Origin of the sequence: Kitasatospora sp. NPDC058218 (genome assembly GCF_042882445.1) — a bacterium.
Lineage (GTDB): Bacteria > Actinomycetota > Actinomycetes > Streptomycetales > Streptomycetaceae > Kitasatospora.
Genome location: NZ_JBHVWC010000034.1, coordinates 34,860 through 57,449 on the forward strand (window position 1 = coordinate 34,860; position 22,590 = coordinate 57,449).

At 72.1% G+C, this 22,590-nt stretch carries 24 protein-coding genes; 14 read left to right on the plus strand and 10 right to left on the minus strand.

From position 1 onward, the window contains the following. Positions 1-125 precede the first annotated feature (125 nt). The 9 genes from ACFVYI_RS21805 (at position 126) to ACFVYI_RS21845 (ending at position 6,653) form a co-directional block, all read left to right on the plus strand. Positions 126-1,259 carry a PhoH family protein gene (locus tag ACFVYI_RS21805; RefSeq protein ID WP_387888030.1) on the plus strand — a complete coding sequence of 378 codons (1,134 nt, stop codon included), beginning with the start codon at positions 126-128 and terminating at the stop codon, positions 1,257-1,259. Positions 1,260-1,273: 14 nt separating this feature from the next. Beyond that, entirely contained in the window at positions 1,274-1,768 is a 495-nt protein-coding gene (gene ybeY, locus ACFVYI_RS21810) for an rRNA maturation RNase YbeY (RefSeq protein WP_329487582.1), read from the plus strand. Positions 1,769-1,787: 19 nt separating this feature from the next. Beyond that, positions 1,788-3,113 carry a hemolysin family protein gene (locus tag ACFVYI_RS21815; RefSeq protein WP_387888033.1) on the plus strand — a complete coding sequence of 442 codons (1,326 nt, stop codon included), beginning with the start codon at positions 1,788-1,790 and terminating at the stop codon, positions 3,111-3,113. A 32-nt stretch (positions 3,114-3,145) separates the two neighbouring features. Further along, positions 3,146-3,382 carry a hypothetical protein gene (locus ACFVYI_RS21820; protein ID WP_387888034.1) on the plus strand — a complete coding sequence of 79 codons (237 nt, stop codon included), beginning with the start codon at positions 3,146-3,148 and terminating at the stop codon, positions 3,380-3,382. Positions 3,383-3,482: 100 nt separating this feature from the next. Then, the gene (locus ACFVYI_RS21825) at positions 3,483-4,022 is read left to right on the plus strand and encodes a DUF4383 domain-containing protein (RefSeq protein ID WP_387888037.1); all 540 of its coding nucleotides are present in this window, start codon (positions 3,483-3,485) and stop codon (positions 4,020-4,022) included. Between the two features lie 75 nt (positions 4,023-4,097). Continuing rightward, the gene (locus ACFVYI_RS21830; protein WP_387888039.1) at positions 4,098-4,451 is read left to right on the plus strand and encodes a cytidine deaminase; all 354 of its coding nucleotides are present in this window, start codon (positions 4,098-4,100) and stop codon (positions 4,449-4,451) included. 137 nt (positions 4,452-4,588) lie between these two features. Next, positions 4,589-4,750: a hypothetical protein gene (locus ACFVYI_RS21835; RefSeq protein WP_387888041.1), complete on the plus strand. Its 162-nt coding sequence runs from the start codon at positions 4,589-4,591 to the stop codon at positions 4,748-4,750. Positions 4,751-4,800: 50 nt separating this feature from the next. After that, positions 4,801-5,730 (plus strand): GTPase Era, encoded by a 930-nt coding sequence (era, locus tag ACFVYI_RS21840; protein ID WP_387888042.1) that lies wholly within the window; start codon positions 4,801-4,803, stop codon positions 5,728-5,730. Positions 5,731-5,939: 209 nt separating this feature from the next. Beyond that, positions 5,940-6,653: an alpha/beta fold hydrolase gene (locus tag ACFVYI_RS21845; RefSeq protein WP_387888045.1), complete on the plus strand. Its 714-nt coding sequence runs from the start codon at positions 5,940-5,942 to the stop codon at positions 6,651-6,653. A gap of 87 nt (positions 6,654-6,740) precedes the next feature. Here the strand turns inward: ACFVYI_RS21845 and ACFVYI_RS21850 are convergent, their stop codons facing one another. Both ACFVYI_RS21850 and ACFVYI_RS21855 read right to left on the minus strand, forming a co-directional pair. Next, complete coding sequence (locus ACFVYI_RS21850) at positions 6,741-7,007, minus strand: protealysin inhibitor emfourin (protein ID WP_387888048.1); 267 nt, start codon at positions 7,005-7,007, stop codon at positions 6,741-6,743. Positions 7,008-7,121: 114 nt separating this feature from the next. After that, positions 7,122-8,141 (minus strand): M4 family metallopeptidase, encoded by a 1,020-nt coding sequence (locus ACFVYI_RS21855; RefSeq protein ID WP_387888051.1) that lies wholly within the window; start codon positions 8,139-8,141, stop codon positions 7,122-7,124. Between the two features lie 331 nt (positions 8,142-8,472). Here ACFVYI_RS21855 and leuA point away from each other — a divergent pair, with 331 nt between their 5' ends. The 4 genes from leuA (at position 8,473) to ACFVYI_RS21875 (ending at position 13,218) form a co-directional block, all read left to right on the plus strand. Further along, positions 8,473-10,269: a 2-isopropylmalate synthase gene (leuA, locus tag ACFVYI_RS21860; RefSeq protein ID WP_387888054.1), complete on the plus strand. Its 1,797-nt coding sequence runs from the start codon at positions 8,473-8,475 to the stop codon at positions 10,267-10,269. Positions 10,270-10,518: 249 nt separating this feature from the next. Further along, positions 10,519-11,211, plus strand: coding sequence for a TerB family tellurite resistance protein (locus ACFVYI_RS21865; RefSeq protein ID WP_387888057.1), 693 nt, complete (start codon positions 10,519-10,521; stop codon positions 11,209-11,211). A 407-nt stretch (positions 11,212-11,618) separates the two neighbouring features. Continuing rightward, positions 11,619-12,365: a DNA repair protein RecO gene (gene recO / locus ACFVYI_RS21870; protein ID WP_387888059.1), complete on the plus strand. Its 747-nt coding sequence runs from the start codon at positions 11,619-11,621 to the stop codon at positions 12,363-12,365. A gap of 4 nt (positions 12,366-12,369) precedes the next feature. Continuing rightward, entirely contained in the window at positions 12,370-13,218 is an 849-nt protein-coding gene (locus tag ACFVYI_RS21875) for an isoprenyl transferase (protein ID WP_387888061.1), read from the plus strand. 80 nt (positions 13,219-13,298) lie between these two features. Here ACFVYI_RS21875 and ACFVYI_RS21880 read toward each other — a convergent pair whose 3' ends face one another. From ACFVYI_RS21880 to ACFVYI_RS21895, 4 genes are read right to left on the minus strand one after another with little or no spacing between them, the layout of a single operon-like run. Next, positions 13,299-13,709, minus strand: a complete 411-nt coding sequence (locus ACFVYI_RS21880) for a Fur family transcriptional regulator (RefSeq protein WP_329487566.1) — start codon at positions 13,707-13,709, stop codon at positions 13,299-13,301. Between the two features lie 35 nt (positions 13,710-13,744). Next, a complete protein-coding gene (locus ACFVYI_RS21885; protein ID WP_387888063.1) occupies positions 13,745-14,668 on the minus strand; it encodes a metal ABC transporter permease in 924 nt (307 codons plus the stop codon). Beyond that, positions 14,665-15,429 (minus strand): metal ABC transporter ATP-binding protein, encoded by a 765-nt coding sequence (locus tag ACFVYI_RS21890; protein WP_387888064.1) that lies wholly within the window; start codon positions 15,427-15,429, stop codon positions 14,665-14,667. Before ACFVYI_RS21890 ends, ACFVYI_RS21885 begins: the two co-directional genes overlap by 4 nt. Before the next feature lie 17 nt (positions 15,430-15,446). After that, positions 15,447-16,421 (minus strand): metal ABC transporter substrate-binding protein, encoded by a 975-nt coding sequence (locus tag ACFVYI_RS21895; protein WP_387888067.1) that lies wholly within the window; start codon positions 16,419-16,421, stop codon positions 15,447-15,449. Between the two features lie 190 nt (positions 16,422-16,611). Here ACFVYI_RS21895 and ACFVYI_RS21900 point away from each other — a divergent pair, with 190 nt between their 5' ends. After that, the gene (locus ACFVYI_RS21900; RefSeq protein WP_387888070.1) at positions 16,612-17,994 is read left to right on the plus strand and encodes a glycine--tRNA ligase; all 1,383 of its coding nucleotides are present in this window, start codon (positions 16,612-16,614) and stop codon (positions 17,992-17,994) included. Between the two features lie 78 nt (positions 17,995-18,072). Here ACFVYI_RS21900 and ACFVYI_RS21905 read toward each other — a convergent pair whose 3' ends face one another. The 4 genes from ACFVYI_RS21905 to ACFVYI_RS21920 form a co-directional block, all read right to left on the minus strand. Further along, positions 18,073-19,335 carry a hypothetical protein gene (locus ACFVYI_RS21905; protein ID WP_387888072.1) on the minus strand — a complete coding sequence of 421 codons (1,263 nt, stop codon included), beginning with the start codon at positions 19,333-19,335 and terminating at the stop codon, positions 18,073-18,075. A 95-nt stretch (positions 19,336-19,430) separates the two neighbouring features. Next, on the minus strand, positions 19,431-20,549 hold the full coding sequence (locus ACFVYI_RS21910; RefSeq protein WP_387888074.1) for a hypothetical protein: 1,119 nt from the start codon (positions 20,547-20,549) through the stop codon (positions 19,431-19,433). After that, positions 20,546-21,124 carry an NADAR family protein gene (locus ACFVYI_RS21915; RefSeq protein WP_387888077.1) on the minus strand — a complete coding sequence of 193 codons (579 nt, stop codon included), beginning with the start codon at positions 21,122-21,124 and terminating at the stop codon, positions 20,546-20,548. Before ACFVYI_RS21915 ends, ACFVYI_RS21910 begins: the two co-directional genes overlap by 4 nt. Before the next feature lie 711 nt (positions 21,125-21,835). Then, positions 21,836-22,590, minus strand: a 755-nt coding sequence (locus ACFVYI_RS21920; RefSeq protein WP_387888078.1) for an ALF repeat-containing protein, incomplete at its 5' end; no start/stop codon positions are given.

Genomic DNA, 22,590 nt, shown 5'->3' on the forward strand with positions numbered 1-22,590 from the left:
CATCGTCGGGTGCGGCCCCGCCGCCCGCCGCAGCGATCACGCTCGCGGCGTACCCTGGTGCCCCGGAAGGTTCGAGCGGCACCACGAGACCACGGATGGGATGAGGCAGGCCCCAGCGCCGACCTATGAGTGACACATCGCAGACCCGTACGAACGGACAGTCGCGCCCCGAACCGGCCGACGAGGGCCGCACCAGCGCCCGGATCGTCATCCCCGAGAAGCACCCGATGGTCACCCTGCTCGGCACCGCGGACTCGCTGCTGCGGGTGATCGAGCGAGGCTTCCCCGCCGCGGACATCCACGTCCGCGGCAACGAGGTGACCGCCACCGGAGAGCGCGCCGAGGTCGCCCTCGTGCAGCAGCTCTTCAACGAGATGATGCTGGTGCTGCGCACCGGCCAACCCCTGACGGAGGACGCCGTGGAGCGCTCCATCGCCATGCTCCGGAGCGCCGTCGACGACCCGGACAGCCCGGCGCCGTCGCAGGTGTTCACCGCGAACATCCTGTCCAACCGCGGCCGCACCATCCGCCCCAAGACGCTCAACCAGCAGCGCTACGTCGACGCGATCGACAAGCACACCATCGTCTTCGGCCTCGGCCCGGCCGGTACCGGCAAGACCTACCTCGCGATGGCCAAGGCCGTCCAGGCCCTCCAGGCCAAGGAGGTCAACCGGATCATCCTGACCCGTCCGGCCGTCGAGGCGGGGGAGCGGCTGGGCTTCCTGCCCGGCACCCTCTTCGAGAAGATCGACCCGTACCTGCGTCCGCTCTACGACGCGCTGCACGACATGATGGACCCGGACTCCATCCCGCGCCTGATGGCGGCCGGCACCATCGAGGTCGCCCCGCTCGCCTACATGCGCGGCCGGACCCTCAACGACGCCTTCATCATCCTCGACGAGGCCCAGAACACCTCGCCCGAACAGATGAAGATGTTCCTCACCCGCCTCGGGTTCAACTCCCGGGTGGTCGTCACCGGCGACACCAGCCAGATCGACCTCCCGGGCGGCACCCGCAGCGGCCTCAAGGTCGTCCAGGAGATCCTGGTCGACGTGCCCGACATCCACTTCTCCGTCCTCACCAGCACCGACGTGGTCCGCCACAAGCTGGTCGGCCGGATCGTGGACGCGTACGAGCGCTGGGACGCCCGGCAGGAGGCCGAGGAGAACGCTCCGTCGGCCCGCAAGCCCGGCCAGCGGCGCCCCGGCAAGACGACCGCACCGCGCGCACCCCGACAGTCCCATCGCACCGAAAGCTGAGTAACCAGCCCGTCATGTCGATCGACATCGCCAATGAGTCCGGTTGGGACGCCGACGAGGAGTCCATCCTCGACGTCGCCCGCTACGCGCTGGACAAGATGCGGATCCACCCGCAGTCAGAACTGTCCGTGATCCTGGTGGACGGTGCGGCGATGGAGGAGCTGCACATCCAGTGGATGGACCTCCCCGGCCCGACCGACGTGATGTCCTTCCCGATGGACGAGCTGCGTCCCGGCAAGGAGGGCGAGGAGCTGCCGCAGGGCCTGCTCGGCGACATCGTGCTCTGCCCCGAGGTGGCCGAGCAGCAGGGCAAGGCGGCCCCGTCCAAGCACTCGATGGACGAGGAGCTGCAGCTGCTCACCGTCCACGGGGTGCTGCACGTGCTCGGCTACGACCACGAGGAGCCGGACGAGGAGGAGGAGATGTTCGGCCTCCAGAAGGCCATCCTGGACGGCTGGCGGGCCGGCCGCGGCCTGGGCGGCATCTCCCCGGCCCCCACCACCCACTGAGCGCGGAGCCCGAACCCCTGTGAGTGGTGAGAGTACGAGCTTCATCCTGGGTGCCGTGCTGCTGGTCGTCCTCGGCTGGCTGGCCGCCTGCGCCGAGGCGGGCATCTCCCGGGTCTCCCGGTTCCGCGCGGAGGAGGCCGTCCGGGCCGGCCGGCGGGGCTCGGCCCGGCTGCTGGCGCTGGCCTCCGACCCGATCCGCTACCTCAACCTGGCCACCCTGATCCGGGTGGCCAGCGAGATGGCGGCGGCCGTCCTGGTCACCGTGGTCTGTGTGCGGAGCCTGGACTCCACCTGGCAGGCCGTGCTGCTGGCGTTCGGCGTGATGGTGCTGGTGTCCTTCGTGGCGGTCGGCGTCTCGCCGCGCACGATCGGGCGCCAGCACCCGCTGACCACCGCCACCGCGGCCTCCTTCGTGCTGCTGCCGCTGGCCGGCGTGCTCGGCCCGATCCCGCGGCTGCTGATCCTGCTCGGCAACGCGCTGACCCCGGGCAAGGGCTACCGCGAGGGGCCGTTCGCCTCCGAGGCGGAGCTGCGGGCCCTGGTCGACCTCGCGGAGAAGGACGACCTGATCGAGGACGAGGAGCGCCGGATGGTGCACTCGGTCTTCGAGCTGGGCGACACCATCGTCCGTGAGGTGATGGTGCCGCGCACCGACCTGGTGATGATCGAGCGGCACAAGACCGTCCGCCAGGCGCTCACGCTGGCGCTGCGTTCCGGCTTCTCGCGCATCCCGGTGGTCGGCGACAACGAGGACGACGTGGTCGGCATCGTCTACCTCAAGGACCTGGTGCGGCGCACCCACATCAACCGGGAGGCCGAGTCCGAGGAGGTCGGCGCGGTGATGCGGCCGGCCGTCTTCGTCCCGGACTCCAAGGCGGCCGGCGACCTGCTGCGGGAGATGCAGCAGCGCCGCTCGCACGTGGCGATCGTGATCGACGAGTACGGCGGCACGGCCGGGCTGGTCACCATCGAGGACATCCTGGAGGAGATCGTCGGCGAGATCACCGACGAGTACGACCGGGAGATCGCGCCGGTCGAGGACCTCGGGGACGGCTCGTACCGGATCACCGCCCGGCTGCTGGTCGAGGACCTGGGCGAGCTGTTCGGGATCGAGCTGGAGGACGAGGACGTCGAGACCGTCGGCGGCCTGCTCGCCAAGCACCTCGGCCGGGTGCCGATCCCGGGCTCGTCCTGCGAGATCCCGCTGCCCGAGGACGCGGCCACCGACCTGACCGCGATCCGGCTGACCGCCGAGAGCTCGGCGGGCCGCCGCAACCGGATCGGCTCGATGGTCGCCACCCCCGTCCGGGTCTCGGCCGAGGCCCTCCAGGAGCCCGGCGAGTAGCGTTCGGGCGGCCGCGGGGCGACGATGGCGTCATGACTCATCTACTGCGTGCGGAGTACGGCCCGCAGGGTCGGTCGGCCGGGGCCAAGTCCTGGCACGTCGTCCGGGCCGCGGATCCGACGACGGCCCTGTGCGGCCGGACGATGGACACCGATGCCGAGACCCGGTCGGACGAGGAGTGGGGCACCGGGCTGCGCTGCTGCCAGCAGTGCGGCTCGCTGTACATGCACGAGGTGCCGCACATGGAGGGGAGCCACCCCTACAGCTAGGCACAGGCGGGGGCTGTCACCCCGCGACCAGGCCGTGCGCCGCCCCGTGACCGGAACGGCGTGAACGAAGGCCGTTCGACGTCCCATGGTGGAGGTCACCATGAAGCTGCAAGACGAACTGCCCGTCGACCACCGGCTGCTGCTGGTCTGGCGGACCGGGGCGGGGCTCGGCGGGGTGTTCCTGATCGTGTTCGGGATCCTCGGGCTGGCGGACCATCCGGGCTTCCTGTCCACCCGGGGCAGTGAGATCGCCGGACTGTCGACCAACGGGGCGCTCGCGATCCTCTCCATCGTGGTGGGCGCGATCCTCGTCGTCGGCGCCGTCATCGGAGGGAACTTCGCCGCCAACCTCAACATGGTGGTGGGCATCCTCTTCGTGCTCTCCGGTTTCTACGGCCTGGCGGTGCTCGGCCGGCCGGACGCCAACATCCTCAACTTCCGGATGTCCAACGTGCTGTTCGCGTTCATCTTCGGGGTGGTCGTGGTGACCTTCGGGATGTACGGCCGGGTCAGCAGTCACCTGCCGCACGACAACCCGTACTGGCGCAAGCGCGCCGAGGACGAGGAGCCGCTGCCGAACGGTCCGAAGACCTTCGTCAAGGTCATGCGGCCGGGGCCGCCCAATCCGATCGGCCACTGAGGCCGGCCTCGGCGGCCGGTCGGGTCGGCGGAGGGTGTGGACGGCCGGTGAGCGGGGCGTCCTATGCTCGGCGCCATGAGTGACATCGTCGAGCTCGACCCCGAAGACAAGAAGATCATCACCCTGGCCCGCTCCGCGCGTGCCCGCAACGGCGTCGCGGAGGGGGCCGCGGTGCGCGACGAGACCGGGCGCACCTACGTGGCCGGCACGGTCGCGCTGGAGTCGCTGCGGCTCAGCGCGCTGCAGACGGCGGTGGCGATGGCGGTGGCCAGCGGCGCGACGTCGCTGGAGGCGGCGGCCGTGGTGAGCGAGGCCGGGGAGCCCGCCGAGGCCGATCTGGCCGCCGTACGGGACCTCGGCGGGGCCGGGACGCCGGTGCTGCTGGCCGGGCCGGACGGGGCGCTGAAGGTGGCGGCCCAGGCCCGCTGAGGCCCGCTGGAGCCTCCCGGGGGCCTTCGGCGGTCGCGCGGGGCGCCGGTGGGGCGCCCGGGGGGACCCGGGCGCCCCACCCACCAGGATCCGCAGATAATCTCACCGGTAGGGATGGCGGTGAGGGGGCTGGGGACATGGGGCCGTTCGCGTTCTTCGCGGGCCTGCTGCTGGGCGTCATGGGGATGGGCAAGTGGCAGGAGACCGGATCGCCGTTCTGGCTCTGGGGCTCGGTGACCTTCCTCCTGGTCGTTCTGATCAGCGGGATCTCCGCCGTCCTGGGCGGCAAAAAGGGCTGACGGGGGCCGCCTGTCCGTCGAGCTCCCGGTGATCAGGGAGAATGGAGCCCATGAGTGCCCCTTCCTCCTCGTACCGCTCCGGCTTCGCGTGCTTCGTCGGCCGGCCCAACGCGGGCAAGTCGACCCTGACCAACGCCCTGGTGGGGACGAAGGTCGCGATCACCTCCGACCGTCCGCAGACCACCCGGCACACCGTGCGCGGCATCGTGCACCGCCCGGACGCCCAGCTCGTGCTGGTCGACACCCCGGGTCTGCACAAGCCGCGCACCCTGCTCGGCGAGCGTCTGAACGACCTGGTCCGCTCCACCTGGGCCGAGGTCGACGTGATCGGCTTCTGCCTGCCCGCCGACCAGAAGCTCGGCCCCGGCGACAAGTTCATCGCCAAGGAACTCGCCGACATCAAGAAGACCCCCAAGGTGGCCATCGTCACCAAGACCGACCTGGTCGACTCCAAGAAGCTGGCCGAGCAGCTGATCGCCGTCCACCAGCTCGGCGCCGAGCTGGGCTTCGAGTGGGCCGAGATCATCCCGGTCTCGGCGGTCGGCGACAAGCAGGTCGGGCTGGTCGCCGAGCTGATCACCAAGCTGCTCCCGGAGGGCATGCCGCTCTACCCGGACGGTGACCTCACCGACGAGCCCGAGCAGATCATGGTCGCCGAGCTGATCCGGGAGGCCGCCCTGGAGGGCGTCCGGGACGAGCTGCCGCACTCGTTGGCCGTCGTGGTCGAGGAGATGATCCCGCGCGAGGACCGCCCGGCGGACCGCCCGCTGCTGGACATCCACGCGAACGTCTACATCGAGCGGCAGAGCCAGAAGGCCATCGTGATCGGGGCCAAGGGCGCGCGCTTGAAGCACGTCGGCACCACCGCCCGCAAGCACATCGAGGCGCTGCTCGGCACGCCGGTCTACCTCGACCTGCACGTCAAGGTGGCCAAGGACTGGCAGCGCGACCCGAAGCAGCTGCGCAAGCTGGGCTTCTGAGCCCGCCCGTACCGAGCAGGGCCCGTCCGGACGACCGCGTCCGGGCGGGCCCTGTGCCGTTCGCCCGCGCACCGGCCCGGTGCGGTGCGCGGGCGGGGTGCTCTGGCCGTCCGCCCGGTCCGGGGTGTTCGCTGGGGCGGTACCGGACAGCCGCGCGGCACAGTGCCGCCGGCCGAGGGCCCGGACGGTCGAGCAGAGAGGTTTCCGCGATGCAGCTGAACACCCATGAGTGGGGCTCCGGCGACAGGACCGCCCTGTTGGTGCACGGGATCATGTCCGACCACCGGACCTGGCGCAGGGTCGGACCCGCCCTGGCAGAGCGCGGCTACCGGGTGATCGCCGTCGATCTGCGCGGCCACGGCGCGAGCCCGCGCGGCGAGGGCGCCACCCCGCTGGAGCGCTACGGCCCCGGGCAGTACGCCCAGGACCTGGTCGACACCCTGCCGATCGGCGCCGACCTCGCCATCGGCCACTCGCTCGGCGCCCTGACCCTGCTGGGCGCGGTCGAGCAGCTCAAGCCCGCCCGGGTGGTCTACTCCGACCCGGCCTGGAAGTTCGCCCAGCCGGACACCTTCGACCCGGCCGTCTTCACCCGGTTCAAGCGGGCCACCCGGGAGCAGATCACCGCGATCAGCCCGCGCTGGGAGGCGGCCGACGTGGAGATCGAGCTGGCCACCCTCGCGCTCTGGGACGCCGACAGCGCGCTCGCCCTCTCCGGGTACCGGGCGACGGCCGCCCTGCCCGGTGCGCCGGTCGTCCCCTCGCTCGTCCAACTCGCCGACCGGAGCGCCCTGATCGGCCCGCAGGACGCCGAGCGGCTCCGCGCCACCGGCTACGAGGTGCGGACCGTGGCCGGCGCCGGCCACACCATCCACCGCGACGACCTCGCGGGCTTCATGGCTTCGCTGGACGGCTGGATCTGAACGCCCGGCACCGGACGCCAGGCACCGGACACCCGGATCCGACCGCCGGCGGCTCGCTGCCGTGCCGCTGCCGTGCGGGGGCGGGGGCTAGGCGCCCTCGCGGAGTACCAGCGAGACCAGCTCCTGCTGTGAGTCGGTGAGCTTCGGGTCGGCGCAGTGCACCGTCCGGCCGTCGACGGTGATCTCGTAGTGGAAGCCGTCCGGGACCCCGTACGAGGGAGCCCGCAGCCCGCCCGCGACGGCCTCGCGGGCGAGCGCGTGCACGTGCGGGGCGTCCGTCCGTGCGGTGGTGTCGAGCTCCGCGCGGCGGACGTTCCCCGCGAGGCCGCCGGTCCGGGTCACCTGGATACGCATGGTGTCCATGGTGCTACGCAGGGATGGCGTTTGCCGGGCTTTTCCCGGACCTTGACCTTATGGGCTCTTAAACCTTATGCCCGCTCAAGTCGGACTCGGCCCAGGTCGGGCGGTCTAGGCCGTGCTGACACCCACCTTCGCCCAGGCCGCCGTCACGGTGTCGGCCACCGCGGGCTCCGGGTAGCGGGCCCCGGCGGCCGCGACGGTGGCCCGGGCGAAGGCGGTGAAGTCGGCGCCGGAGGTCAGCCGCCGGCCGGTCAGCGCGTCGTACCAGATCTGCCCGGCCCGCTCCCAGGCCGGGCCGCCGAGTGCGGTGGCGAGCAGGTAGAAGGCGTGGTTGGGGATGCCGGAGTTGATGTGCACGCCGCCGTTGTCCTGGGCGGTGCGCACGTAGTCGCGCAGGTGTGCCGGCTGCGGGTCCTTGCCGAGCCGGGGGTCGTCGTACGCGGTGCCGGGCGCCTTCATCGAGCGCAGCGCCACCCCCTGCACGCCCGGGGCGAGCAGTCCGGCACCGATCAGCCAGTCCGCGTCGCCGGCGTCCTGGCGCAGCGCGTACTGCTTGACGAGCGAGCCGAACACGTCGGAGACGGATTCGTTGAGCGCGCCGGACTGGCCCCGGTACTCCAGGCCGGCGGTGAACTGGGTGACGCCGTGGGTGAGTTCGTGGCCGATCACGTCGATGCAGGCGGTGAAGTCGCCGAACACCTCGCCGTCGCCGTCCCCGAAGACCATCCGGTGGCCGTCCCAGAAGGCGTTGTCGTAGCTGCGGCCGTAGTGCACGGTGGCGTCCAGGCGCAGGCCCTGGTCGTCGATCGAGCGGCGGCCGTAGGCGTCGGCGAACAGGGCGAAGGTGGCGCCGAGGCCGTCGTAGGCGTGGTTGACGGATTGGTCGGGGACGGGCCCCTGGTCCTCCCGGCGCACGGTGCGGCCGGGAAGTCGCTCGGCGTGTCCGGCGTCGCAGATCACCCGCTCCAGGCGGGTGGCGCCGGGCTGCGCCGGGACGGCGGTGAGGCGGGCCGTGCGGTGCACGGCGTCCAGGGCGAGGGAGCGGGCGGCGGGCTCGTGACCGTCCTCGGCGAGGCGGTCCAGGACGTACGGCGGAACGATCGCGCAGAGCGGCAGTTCGGCGGTCATGTGGCCAAGGGTGAGGCATTCGTGACGTGTTGTCACCGGCGCGGACCGAATCGAGCGCCGTCTCAAGGGGTGGAATGTCCGCCCGGCTCACTTCGGGGGCGCGTGTCCCTGGGTTACGCTGGTGAACATCATGCGCAATTGGCTGCTCCTTCTTAGCTGCCGCGTCGAGGGCCTGTAGTCCACCAGGGCCGGCTCCCTCGCCGCGGGGACTGTGCTGTGCGCGTAGGAATCGGGCGACCCGACGACGGGTCGCGAGCGGCAGCAGGCCGGCCAGTCGGGTGTCCTCCTCACCCCGACACGCCCCGCATACAGGAAGCCGAGAGTCACCTCCATGACCGAGCAGAGCTCCGCCGCGTCCATCCCCGCCGGTCGCGCGTTCGTCGACCGCCCCACCCCGATCACCGCCGCGAGCGTGCGCCAGCAGGGTGCGGGCATGCGCCACGGCCGCTACCTGCCCTTCGGCACCGTCGACCTGCCGGACCGCAGCTGGCCGTCGAAGGTGATCACCAAGGCGCCGCGCTGGCTCTCCACCGACCTGCGGGACGGCAACCAGGCGCTGATCGACCCGATGTCCCCGGCCCGCAAGCGCAAGATGTTCGACCTGCTGGTCGGGATGGGCTACAAGGAGATCGAGGTCGGGTTCCCCTCCTCCGGTGCCACCGACCACGCCTTCGTACGGTCGCTGATCGAGGAGGGGGCGATCCCGGAGGACGTCACCATCTCGGTGCTGACCCAGGCCCGCGAGGAGCTGATCGAGAAGACCGTCGAGTCGCTGGTGGGTGCGCCGCGGGCGACCGTCCACCTGTACAACGCGACCGCGCCGCTGTTCCGCCGGGTGGTGTTCCGCAACGACCGGGCGGCCACCAAGGCGATCGCCACCGACGGCACCCGGCTGGTGATGGAGTACGCGGAGAAGCTGCTGGGCGACGACACCGTCTTCGGCTACCAGTACTCGCCGGAGATCTTCGTCGACACCGAGCTGGACTTCGCGCTGGAGGTCTGTGAGGCGGTGATGGACGTCTGGCAGCCGGGCGAGGGCCGCGAGATCATCCTGAACCTGCCGGCCACCATCGAGCGGGCCACCCCGAACGTCCAGGCCGACCAGTTCGAGTGGATGTCGCGCAACCTGTCCCGCCGCGAGTACGTCTGCCTGTCGGTGCACCCGCACAACGACCGCGGCACCGCCGTCGCCTCCGCCGAGCTGGCCTACATGGCCGGCGCCGACCGCATCGAGGGCTGCCTGTTCGGCCAGGGTGAGCGGACCGGCAACGTCGACCTGGTGACCCTGGGCATGAACCTGTTCTCGCAGGGGATCGACCCGCAGATCGACTTCTCCGACATCGACGAGGTGCGCCGCACCGCCGAGTACTGCAACCAGATGGAGGTGCACCCGCGCCACCCGTACGCCGGCGACCTGGTGTACACCTCCTTCTCGGGCTCGCACCAGGACGCGATCAAGAAGGGCTTCGACGCCCTGGAGGCGGACGCCAAGGCGGCCGGCGTACCGGTGGAGGAGCACACCTGGGGCGTGCCGTACCTGCCGATCGACCCGAAGGACGTCGGCCGCACGTACGAGGCGGTCATCCGGGTCAACAGCCAGTCCGGCAAGGGCGGCGTCGCGTACGTCCTGAAGAACGACCACAAGCTGGACCTGCCGCGCCGGATGCAGATCGAGTTCTCCCGGATCATCCAGGCCAAGACCGACGCCGAGGGCGGCGAGGTCACCCCGGCGGCGATCTGGGCGGTCTTCCAGGACGAGTACCTGCCGACCACCGACAACCCGTGGGGCCGGATCTCGCTGAGCGGTTCGCGCAGCCTGACCACCGAGGACGGCCGGGACGCGCTGACCGCCCAGGCGCTGGTCGAGGGCGCGCCCGTCACCCTGGAGGGCACCGGCAACGGCCCGGTCTCCGCCTTCGCCGACGCGCTGGCCCGGATCGGGTTGGACGTCCGGGTGCTGGACTACGCCGAGCACGCGCTGAGCGAGGGCGGCGACGCCCAGGCCGCCGCGTACGTCGAGTGCGCGGTGGACGGCAAGGTGCTGTGGGGCGTGGGCATCGACGGCAACACGGTGCTGGCCTCGCTGAAGGCGATGATCAGCGCCGTCAACCGGGCGCAGCGCGGTTAGTTCGTACGAGTGACAGTCGACGGGTCGTCCTGCGGGGCGGCCCGTCGCCGTTCCGGGTGGCCCCGGGCGGTCGCTGTGGCCTGCGCCACATCTTTTCGGATCGGAAGCCGTTCGAGGTACTGACACGTGCCGGTAACCATGGCAACATCGACCCACCGGAAATCCGGGTCGGTGGGACGGCCTCGGGCTCCGGTCGCGTGACCTGCCCATTCTTGTGCAGGCCGCCTGCCATGTCTGGGGAGTGGCGCCGTGACAGGGTTGTGGGGTGTTCGCCCGCGGTGGCGGACTGACGTTCTCGGTGACTTCTTCTGTCCGGGCTGTGGCGGGGACCGCAACTACCGCCGGCAACACGGCCGGCGGTGGCTGCGGCTGCTGGGAGCGGCGGTCCTGCCGCTCGGCCCGGTCGTCCGGAGTGTCCAGTGCACCACCTGCCACGGCCGCCACGGGGTGGAGAGCCTGGACCAGCCCACCTGCGTGCGGCTGGGCGGGATGCTGCGCGACGCCCAGTACACCGTCGCCCTCGCGCTGTTGGCGGCCGGCGGCACGGCCCACCGGGCGGCTCGCGAGGCGGCCTGCACGGCCGTCCGCGAGGCCGGCTTCGACGACTGCGGCGAGGCCCAGGTGCTCGCCGCGCTGGCCGCGCTCTCCGGGCTCGGCGGCGAACTCCACGACGCCCACGACCTGGAGTCGCCCTCCGGTCACGGGTTGGGGGAGGCCGGCGCCCTGGCGGTGGAGCTGCACGCGGTGCTCGAACCGCTCGCCCCGCACCTGGCGCACCACGGCCGGGAGCGGCTGCTGCTGCAGGGCGCGGTGATCGCCCTGGCCGACGGTCGGTACCTGCCCCAGGAGCGTGAGGCGCTGGCCGCCGTGGGGCGCTGCCTGGACCTGCCGCAGGCGAGGGTCGGCGCGCTGCTGGAGGCGGCCACCAGGGCTTCGTACTAGAGCTCCGTCGCCGGATCCTCATCACTCGATCCTCGCCACTCGATCCTCGGCACCGGACCCTCGGCATCGGATCCTCGCCACTCGACCTCCGTGATCCGGGCTTCGCAGCGGATCCTCCTGCACGGCCCCCCGGGACCCCCACGAACCGGGCCCGACCTGCCCCCCTGCCCCCCGACGGGGAGGCGCCCCCACCTCGGGCCCGCCGTGACCCGCACCGATCGAGCCTCCCCCACGGCCCCGGTGCGGGCCACACGGCTGCCGTCCGGGGTCGGCGGTAGGGGACAATGGTGGGATGTCCACACTGTTCGACGCCGGCCGCGAGGTGGGCGCATGAGCGAGCGGAGCGAGCGAATCGTCATGGGGTGCGCGTCGGTGAATGCCGCTGCCGAGCGTAGCGAGGTGGGCGCATGAGCTTGTTCCGGGACGACGGCGTGGTGCTCCGGGCGCAGAAGCTCGGCGAGGCCGACCGGATCATCACCCTGCTCACCCGCCAGCACGGCAAGGTGCGCGCGGTGGCCCGCGGGGTGCGCAAGACCAAGTCCAAGTTCGGCGCCCGGCTGGAGCCGTTCTCGCACGTGGACGTCCAGTTCTTCAGCCGGGGGAGCGAGCTGCTGGGGCGCGGGCTGCCGCTCTGCACCCAGGTGGAGACGATCGCCCCGTACGGCGGCTCGATCGTCACCGACTACGGCCGCTACACCGCGGGGACGGCCATGCTGGAGACGGCGGAGCGGTTCGCCGAGAACGAGGGCGAGCCGGCCGTCCAGCAGTACCTGCTGCTGGTCGGCGGCCTGCGGACACTGGCCGCCGGGGTGCACGAGTCGCACCTGGTGATGGACGCGTTCCTGCTCCGCTCGCTGGCCGTCAACGGCTACGGCGCGAGCTTCACCGACTGCGCCAAGTGCGGTCTGGAGGGCCCCAACCGGTTCTTCTCGCTCCAGGCGGGCGGTGTGCTCTGCGGAGACTGCCGAGTCCCCGGTTGTGCCGTACCCTCCCCTGAGACACTGGTACTGCTCGGGGCGCTGCTGTCAGGGGACTGGCGGACGGCCGACACCTGCGAGCCGAGGTACTGGCGGGAGGGCAGCGGCCTGGTCGCGGCCTATCTGCAGTGGCACCTGGAGCGGGGCATCCGCTCGATGAGATACGTGGAGAAGTGAGCACATGGCAGCGCGACGGCTCTTCGGCGGTGGCAAGCAAAGGGAGTACCTCCCCCCGACCCCGCACCCCAGCGGCGCACAGCCCCCGAAGATCCCCGGTGAGCTGGTCCCCGACCACGTCGCGATCGTGATGGACGGGAACGGGCGCTGGGCCAAGGAGCGCGGGCTGCCGCGCACCGAGGGGCACAAGGTCGGCGAGGCCGTGGTGCTGGACGTGCTCAAGGGCGCGATCGAGCTCGGCGTGAAGAACATCTCGCTGTACGCGTTCTCCACCGAGAACTGGAAGCGCTCGCCCGACGAGGTGAAGTTCCTGATGAACTTCAACCGGGACGTCATCCACCGCCGCCGCGACGAGATGGACGCGATGGGCGTGCGGGTCCGCTGGGCCGGCCGGATGCCCAAGCTGTGGAAGAGCGTCGTCCAGGAGCTCAAGGTCGCCGAGGAGCAGACCAAGGAGAACGACGCCGTGACGCTCTACATGTGCGTCAACTACGGCGGCCGGGCCGAGATCGCGGACGCGGCGGCGGCCATGGCGGCCGATGTCGCGGCGGGCCGGCTCGACCCGAAGAAGGTCAACGAGAAGACCATCGCCAAGTACCTCTACCACCCGGACATGCCGGACGTGGACCTCTTCCTGCGCCCGAGCGGCGAGCAGCGGACGTCCAACTTCCTGCTCTGGCAGTCGGCGTACGCCGAGTTCGTGTTCCAGGACGTGCTCTGGCCGGACTTCGACCGCCGGGACCTCTGGCGGGCCTGCGAGCAGTACGCGCGGCGCGACCGCCGCTTCGGCGGGGCGATCCCCAACGAGGTCGCCCCCGGTGAGGCCGCCGCCGAAGTGCCCGCGCAGCGCTGAGGCGCCCCGCGACCGCTGCGGTCGGGACCGATGCCGAAGGGCCCGTGGGAGACTCCCGCGGGCCCTTCGGCATGGCCGGATCAGGCCTTCTTGGCGCACTCCGCGCAGGTCCCGAAGATCTCCAGGGTGTGCGCGATGTCGCTGAAGCCGTGCTCGGCGGCGACCGAGTTGGCCCAGCGCTCGACGGCCGGTCCCTCCACCTCGACGGTGGCGCCGCAGTGCCGGCAGACCAGGTGGTGGTGGTGCCCGCTGCTGCAGCGGCGGTAGACGGCCTCACCGTCGGCGGTGCGCAGCACGTCCACCTCGCCCGCGTCGGCGAGCGACTGCAGGGTCCGGTAGACCGTGGTCAGACCCACCGAGTCGCCTCGGTGCTTGAGCATGTCGTGGAGCTCCTGCGCGCTGCGGAAGTCCTCGATCTCGTCCAGGGCCGCCGAGACGGCGGCTCGCTGCCGGGTCGAGCGGGCGCGCGGCGACGGGCCTGCGGTGGTCACCGTGGGTCCTCCTGGGGGTGTGGGCATCTCGCACCTCATTGTGCCAGCCCCGCACTCCGGTCCGGTGTGGTCGCGTCGGACGGGCTCTGCCCGGGCAGTTGGACGTCGCAGACCGTCGGGCCGGGGTCGGCCTTCGCCGTCCGGTGCCGGCGGCGGGCCAGCGGTGCGGCGATCGCGCTGAACACCGCGAACACCGCGATGGCGAGCAGCACGATGGCCGGGCCGGACGGGACGTCGAGCTGGTAGGAGCCGGTGACGCCGGCCAGCGAGACCACCACGCCGAGGGCGATCGAGGCGGCCTGGGTGGCGGCGAAGGAGCGGGTGAGCTGCTGGGCGGCCACCACCGGGACCACCATCAGCGCGCTGACCAGCAGCAGACCGACCACCCGCATGGCGACGGTGACGGTGATCGCGGCCATCACCGCGAGCAGCAGGTTGAGGAACCGCACCGGCAGGCCGGTGACCCGGGCGAAGTCCTCGTCCTGGCAGATCGCGAAGAGCTGGCGGCGCAGGCCGACGGTGACGCCGATCACCACGGCGCCGAGGATGCCGATGGTGACGAGGTCGGCGGGGGCGACGGTCAGGATGGAGCCCCAGAGGTAGCTCTCCAGGCTGCCGGCGCCGGCCTGGGCGGACTTCGAGACCAGCAGCTTTCCGCAGGCCATGCCGCCGTAGAACAGCATCGCGAGGGCGATGTCGCCGCGCTGGTTGCCGCGGGAGCGGACCAGCTCCATGGTGACGGCGCCGAGCACGCAGACCAGGACGGCCATCCAGACCGGGCTGGTGTTGAAGATGAAGCCGAGGCCGACGCCGGTCATCGCGACGTGGCCCATGCCGTCGCCCAGCAGGGCCTGGCGACGCTGCACCAGGTAGATCCCGACGGCGGGCGCGGTGATGCCGACCAGCACGGCGGCGAGCAGGGCGCGCTGCATGAAGTCGTAGGAGAGCATCTCGGTCATGCGAGCAGCCTCGGCGGGGTGTGGTCGGCGTGCGGGTGGACGTGGTCGTGGCCGGGCAGGGCGTGCTGGCCGGTGTTGGGGACGGGCGGGCCGTCGTGCGCGACGCAGCCGTCGCGCAGCACCACGGCGCGGTCGATCAGCGGCTCCAGCGGCCCGAGTTCGTGCAGCACCAGCAGCACGGCCGCGCCGCGTCCGACCTCGGCGCGCAGGGTGTCGGCGAGCACCTGCTGGCTGGCGGCGTCCACCCCGGCCATCGGCTCGTCCATGATCAGCAGGTCGGGGGTGCCGACCAGGGCGCGGGCGATCAGCACCCGCTGCTGCTGGCCGCCGGAGAGGTCGGCCACGCCGTCCCCGGCCCGGTCCAGCATGCCGACGGCGGCCAGCGCGCGGTCCACCGCGTCCCGGTCCCGGCGGCGCAGCGGCAGCAGCCGGTGCTGCGGCAGTCGCCCGGTGGAGACCACCTCGCGCACGGTGGCCGGGACGCCGGAGGCGGCGGTGGTGCGCTGCGGCACGTAGCCGATCCGGTGCCAGGCACGGAACTTGGCGAACGGGATGCCGAACAGTTCCAGGCCGCCGTGCTCCAGCGCGACGGCGCCGGTCACGGCCTTGACGGTGGTGGACTTGCCGGAGCCGTTGGCGCCGAGCAGCGCGACCACCTCGCCGGGCTGCACGGTGAGGTCGACGCCGCGCAGCACCGGTCGGCCGCCGCGCGAGGCGACGGCGTCGTGCAGGCGGACGGCCGGGGGTATCGGGTGGGTCATGGCGTGCTGTCGTCCCCTCAGCTGGTGGTGGCCGCGGTGGTCGCGCCGAGCGCGGCCCGCAGGTTGGCGAGGTTCTGCTTCATCACCGTCAGGTAGCTGTCCTTGGCCGGGTCCTTGACGCCCTCCAGCGGGTCCAGCACCGCGGTCTTGAGACCGAGGTCCTTGGCGACCGTCTCGGCGAGCTTGGGGCTGACCAGGGTCTCGAAGAAGATCGTGGTGACGCCGTTGTCCTTGGCGGCCTTCTGGACGTCGGCCAGCCGGGCCGGGGTGGGCTCGGACTCCGGGTCGACGCCGTTGATGGCGACCTGGGTGAGGCCGTAGTGCTCGGCCAGGTAGCCGAAGGCGGCGTGGCTGGTGACGAAGGTCTTGCTCTTGGCGTCCTTCAGGCCGTCCCGGAACTCCTGGTCCAGGGTGGTGAGCTTGCCGACCAGCTCGCCGGTGTTCTTCTCGTAGTCGGCCGCGTGTGCCGGGTCGGCCTTGGCGAACTCGGCGCCGACGCTCTTGGCGACCGCCGCGTAGCGGGTCGGGTCGAGCCAGATGTGCGGGTCGCCGGGGGCCCCGTCGTGCTGGTGGCCGTCGCCCTCGGCGTGGCCCTCCTCGCCCTCGCCGAGGTGGTGGTCGACCAGCGGGCTGGCGGTGGTGGCGTCGACGACGTGCTTCGCGCCGGAGGCGGCGACCGCCTTGTCGACGGTGGGCTGGAGGCCCTTGAGGTAGAGCAGGGCGTCGGCCTTCTTGACGCTCGCGACCTGCTTGGCGGTGAGGTCCAGGTCGTGCGGCTCGGTGCCGGCCGGGGTCAGGGTGGTGACCTTGACGTGCTCGCCGCCGATCTGCGAGGCGAGGAACTCCATGGGGTAGAAGGAGGCGACGACGTTCAGCTTGCCGTCCGTGCCCTTGGCGCTGCTGTCCCCGCCGCAGGCGGTGAGGAGGAGGCCACCGGCGAGGGTGGTCGCGGTCAGGGCGAGGACGGTGCGGGTAGGTCGTCGGATCATCATGACAACCATTCTCAGGTTAGATGGAAATGATTGTCAAATCACTCGGACGGGTGAGCGGTGCGTGGTGATGGGTGGGTGGGGCGGGGCGATACCGATTTGAACCTCGTACCCGTATGGCCGGTAACCTGAGGTATTCGGGTACGCGCAACCAGCCGTGCCCTGACCGTGCCGTCGTACTGAAGAGAGCACTGTGGCCGCCGACAAGATCGACACGATCGTCAGCCTGAGCAAGCGCCGTGGCTTCGTCTACCCCTGCAGCGAGATCTACGGCGGCACTCGTGCCGCCTGGGACTACGGGCCGCTGGGCGTCGAGCTGAAGGAGAACATCAAGCGCCAGTGGTGGCGCGCGATGGTCCAGGCCCGTGAGGACGTCGTCGGGCTCGATTCGTCGGTGATCCTGGCCCGTGAGGTCTGGGAGGCCTCCGGTCACGTCGCCACCTTCAACGACCCGCTGACCGAGTGCCTCTCCTGCCACAAGCGCCACCGGGCCGACCACCTGGAGGAGAAGTACGAGGCCAAGCACGGCTTCCCGCCGCCGAACGGCCTCAAGGACATCAACTGCCCCGACTGCGGCACCAAGGGCTCCTTCACCGAGCCCCGGGAGTTCTCGGGCATGCTGAAGACCCACCTCGGCGTCACCGAGGAGGCCGGCGGCCTGGCGTACCTGCGCCCGGAGACGGCGCAGGGCATCTTCACCAACTTCAAGGCCGTCCAGACCACCTCGCGCAAGAAGCCGCCGTTCGGCATCGCCCAGACCGGCAAGAGCTTCCGCAACGAGATCACCCCCGGCAACTTCATCTTCCGCACCCGCGAGTTCGAGCAGATGGAGATGGAGTTCTTCGTCAAGCCGGGCGAGGACGAGCAGTGGCACGACTACTGGCTCCAGCAGCGCTGGGACTGGTACGTCGACCTCGGCCTGCGGACCGAGAACATGCGCTTCTTCGAGCACCCGAAGGAGAAGCTCTCCCACTACGCCAAGCGCACGGTGGACATCGAGTACCGCTTCAACTTCGGCGGCCAGGAGTTCTCCGAGCTGGAGGGCGTCGCCAACCGCACCGACTACGACCTGACGGTGCACAGCGAGGCCTCCGGCCAGGACCTCAAGTACTTCGACCAGGAGTCCGGCGAGCGGTACTTCCCGTACGTCATCGAGCCGGCAGCGGGCCTCAACCGCGCGATGCTGGCCTTCCTGATCGACGCCTACTTCGAGGACGAGGCGCCGAACGCCAAGGGCGTCCTGGAGAAGCGCGTCGGCATGCGGCTCGACCCGCGCCTGGCCCCGGTCAAGGTCGCGGTGCTGCCGCTGTCGCGCAACGCCGACCTGTCGCCGAAGGCCCGCGGCCTGGCCGCCGACCTGCGCACCGCGTGGAACGTCGAGTTCGACGACGCCGGCGCGATCGGCAAGCGCTACCGTCGCCAGGACGAGATCGGCACGCCGTTCTGCGTCACCGTCGACTTCGACACCCTTGAGGACAACGCGGTGACCGTGCGCGAGCGCGACACCATGTCGCAGGAGCGCGTCTCGCTCGACCAGGTGAAGTCGTACCTGGCGGCGCGGCTGATCGGCTGCTGACGTCCGTACCCTTCGGGAGCCCCCGTTCGCCTTCGGGCGGGCGGGGGCTCCCGGCGTCTCGGGTGCCCGGTCGGGCGCCTACCGGCGGCCCCAGCGGGAGCGGGGCGCGGCGGCCGGGGTGGTGGGCAGGCCGGCGCTGCGCAGCGAGGCGAGGGTGGTCCGGTGGCGGCCCTCGTCCTCCGCGAGGGCGGCCAGCAGCCCGTCGTACAGGCCCCGGTGCGCCCGGCTCTCCCGGTGCGCGGCGAGCGCGGTGGCGAGCCGGACCAGTTCGGCGGCCGGACGCAGCGCCGCGAGTTCGCGCAGCAGGACGGCGGACAGCGGCGCGGGCAGGGTGGTGGCCAGCTCCGTGAGGTCGTCGGTGGGCCGGCCGGCGGCCTGGCGCAGCAGCGTCCGGGCGTCGTCGGCGCGACCGGCCTGCTCCAGTCCGGAGGCGAGGGCGGCCAGCTCGGCGGTGGGCGCGGAGCCCCACTCCCAGAGCAGGGTGGCGCTGTCCGCGTGCTGGCCGGCGCGTTCCAGGGCCGCCAGCAGGGCCGGCAGCGCGTCGGCCGGGTAGGCCCAGAGGGCGTGGAACAGCTCGGTGGCCTCCTGCGCCAGGCCGGCCTGGCGCAGCTCGGCGAGGGTGCTGGCGGCCTGCGCCGGGGTGCCGCCCGCGGCGCCGCGGGCCAGCTGGACGGAGGCGTCGGGCGGCCCGCCGCGGGCGAGCAGGCCGGCGAGCCGGACGGTGTCGAGCGGGAGCAGCAGGGCGGCGGCCTGGCCCAGCAGGGCGGTGATCTCCTGGGCGGCGCCCTGGCGGTGCAGGGTGGTGATCCGCTCGGCGAGGGCGGTGAGTTCGGCGGGGGAGCGGCGCCGGGGCGGCTCCGGCGCGGGCTGGGGCGGCGGAGGCGGCGGGGCCGCGGCACCACCCGGGGGGCGCGCGGGTTCGGCGGCCTCCTCGGGGCGGGTGCGCGGGGCGCCGAACCGGGCTCCGGTGGCGGGTGGTGGGGGCGGAGCTTGTTGCACCGACGGGGCGTGCGGCTCCTCGTACGCGCCCCCGAAGCGGGCGCCGGTGGGCTGCCGGGGTATCGGACGGCGCAGCGCAGGCTGGCGCAGACGGTCCTCCAGCGCCGTCAACTGCTCGCTCAGCTCCAGGCAGCGTGCGCCGAGCCCCTCGCGCAGCGTCCGCGCCTGGGCCAGCTGCCGCAGCAGCTCCGCGTCCGGCCGCTGCCGCTCCGGCACGGCCCGCACCGCCTCGGCGAGCCGCCGTTCGCGCTGGTTGGCGTACTGGCGGGCTCGAAGTAACTCGTCCAGCTCGGCACGGAGTTCGAGCGCGTCCTCTTCGCTCTCGCCGCCGTGCCGATCCATGGGTTGTTCTGTGTGCCGTATCCGCATGATCGCCGCACCCTGTCCATCTCGACCCTGACTGCGGGTCATCCTGGCGTCGGTATACGGCGACAGCGTTACGGCAGTGCGTCGAAATGTTTGCGACTGTGGTCCTGGAGCGCGCAGACGGCGGTGGCGGCGAGGAGCGCGACGACGGCCGCCCGGAGGAGGGCGGCCTCGTAGTACGGGTCGGTGGACCACCGGACGGCCAGGAATCCGGCCGCCGCGCCGACGGCCGCGGGGAGCGCGAGCAGGGGCGTGCGCCGGGCGACGGCGGCGATCAGCACCGCCGCGCCCGCCACGGCGGCGAGCAGGGGCGTACCGAAGCCCCCGGCGTACCGGATGGCGAGCGCCGGGACGAGGAACAGCGCGAGCCCCCGGCCGAGGGTGTCCGTGAGCGCGGCCACGCGCGGGCCGGCCCGGTCGGCGGACCGTGGCAGGAGGCGGGTCGCACCGAGCACGGCGACCGCGGTGATCATGCCCGGCAGCCGTTCGTCCAGCCGGGAGAGGTTGTAGAGCAGCACGGTGTCGTAGAGGGCCAGCATCAGGTAGCCGTAGGCCCAGAGGTCGAGCGCGAAGACGACCGGCCTGGGGGAGTGCGACGCGATGTCCGCCTCCCGGCCCGCGAGCCGGACGACCAGCAGCGGTGTGACGAGCGCCGACACCGCCCGGACGACGAGGTCGTCCACCGTGTACGGGTTGCGCAGGTCCCACTCCACCGCGCAGAACGCGACGGTGTACGACGCGGCGGCGAGCGGGACCAGCGCCGAGCGGGCCACCCGCGCGTACAACTGCCGGTCGAGTCGGCGCAGCAGCGCGACGAACGCCAGGAGGACGAGCGGCAGTTCGAGGAAGGCCTGGACGCGGAGCACGGACGGCGCGAGCAGCTCGGGTGCCGGGGTGTGCGCGGCGACCCAGTCGACGAACGGGTTGCCGCGCGGCACGGCGAACCACCCGGGCGGCAGGTAGCGCGCGATGAACGCGGTGCTGCCGCCGTGCACGCGCTGGACGTGGACGGCGAAGGCCAGTTGGTTGACGAGGAACAGGGCCACGACGATCGCGAGCAACGCCTCCGGCCCGGGCGCTCCGCCGCGCCCGGGCCGGACCTCCCGCCGCAGCACCCTCGGCGCGAGGGTGAGTGCGGCGCCCACCGACACCACCACCGTGGCGTCCAGTACGGGGGCGATCGTGCTCACCGCGCCAGCCGCGCGCGGGCCTCCATCAGGGCGAAGCCGAGCAGGTTCTCGCCGCGCCAGTCGGCCGGTCGCGCCGCCCGCTCGTCGTCTGCGGCGAGGCCGATGCCCCAGAGCCGGTCCACCGGGCTGGCCTCGACCAGGACGCGCTGCCCGGTGCCGAGGAGGTAGCCGCGCAGGGCCTCGTCCTGCCCGAACTTGGCGACGTTGCCGGTCACCACCAGCTCGAACCGCCCGGCGGCCCACGTGGGTTCGTCGAAGCCCCTGACCTGGCGCCCCAGCTTCTTCGCCTCGGCCGGGGTGCGGGCGGCGAGGATGCGCGGGACGATCGCCGCGTCCCCGAACATCCGGGCCTTGCCGGCCATCATCCAGTGCTCGGCGGTCGCGTACGTCAGGCCGTCCACGGTGAACTCGGACGGCCACCACTGGCTCAGCGCGCCCTGCCCGATCGACCCGTCCTGCTGAGGCCGGTGCCCCCAGAACATCAGCCACTTCGGCTCGGCGCCGGAGGCTACGGCCGCCACCAGCTCGGCCCGGTCGCGGGTGTCGAGGGGGTTCCCCGTGTACTTGCTGCTCATATCGTCATTCTGACGCAAAGAGGGTCGTGACAGCCAATGATTTGATCGAAGTGGATGCTCCGGGGTCACTTCTGCCTGTCGTGGGGCCGGAGTTGACCGGTTCGTGTGCGCCTGTTGATCTCGTCGCCCGCCTGACGGTGCATGTGCTACGTTCCGGAATCACAACATCACACAGAGACATGGTTGACCCCGGCGGTGCTACCAACACCCCGGGGTCCGGCAACAGGAGTATCGACCTCCCGATGCAGATTCATCGTAGCGCTCACGCGCGCAACTTCACCGTGCTGCCCAACGGTCTGCTCCAGGACCGTCGGCTCAGCTGCACCGCCCGAGGCCTGCTCGCCGACCTGCTCTCCCGGCCCGCCATCCGGGGGGGGCGACAGCAGGTGGAGAGGGGGAGTCGCGCGATGGCGGAGGTACGGGCGCGGAGGGTCCTGCTGGCGCTGGTTGGTGTCCTGGTGGCGGCGGGCTGCGCCACAGCAGCAGCCCTTGCCCACGGCTCGGGAGGCGTCAGGGGTCGGGAGAACGTCCCGCTGTCTCCGGAGGTGCAGAGGTACGTTCAGGACCCGGAAGCGTTCGAGGACTTCATGCGCTCGCATCCGCCGTCGCCAATGATGCCTGGGATCCGCAAGTAGTCGATCCCGAGCCGGGTCGCCGCACGCGAAGGTGCCCCGGCCGGAGGGCCGGGGCACCGGGGCGAGCGGGCTGCGATCAGCTCTCGGCGGCGTGACGGCGGCGCGAGACGGCGATCAGGGCGGCACCGGCGGCGACGGCCGCGGCGGCGCCGCCGGCCTCCCAGCCGAGGCCCTCGTCCGCGCCGGTGACGGCGAGCTGGCCGGAGGTCGGGGCCGTGGTGCCGGTGGTGGTGGCGACCCGCGCGGGCGCCACGGCCGGGGCCGGGTTCGCGTTGGCGCTCACGGTGCCGGCGGTCTGGACGGTCTGGGTGACCTGAGTGGCCTGGGTGGCCTGCCCGGTGCCGGAGTTCTGGGCCTGCTCCGGCTGCTGGGCCGGCGGGGTCGGCCTGGCGGCGGCCGCCGCGTTGGCCTCGTCCTCGGCGCGGGCCGTGTACTGGCCCTCCTTGAGGAACGTGACGACGTCCGCGTAGGTGCCGTCGAGCGCGGCGCCGGCGGCCTTCTTGACGGCGGGGCCGCCGGTCTCCAGGAGCCGGGAGACCTTCACCCGGTCGTCGCTCTCGCGCAGGGCGGCCAGGTCGACCTCAAGGAAGTGGCGCAGGTCGGCGGGCGTACCGTCGAGGGCCTTCTGGGCCGCCGCGAAGACGCGCGGGCTGACCTCCTTGTCGGCGATGACGACCAGGATCGCGACCCGGTCGTCCTCGGTGCGGGCCTTGTACTGGCCCTCCTTGAGGAACTTGACGACGTCCGCGTAGGTGCCGTCGAGCGCCGCGCCGCCGGCCTCCCGGACGGCACGGCCGCCGGTGGCGATGAGCTTGCTGACCTCGACCCGGT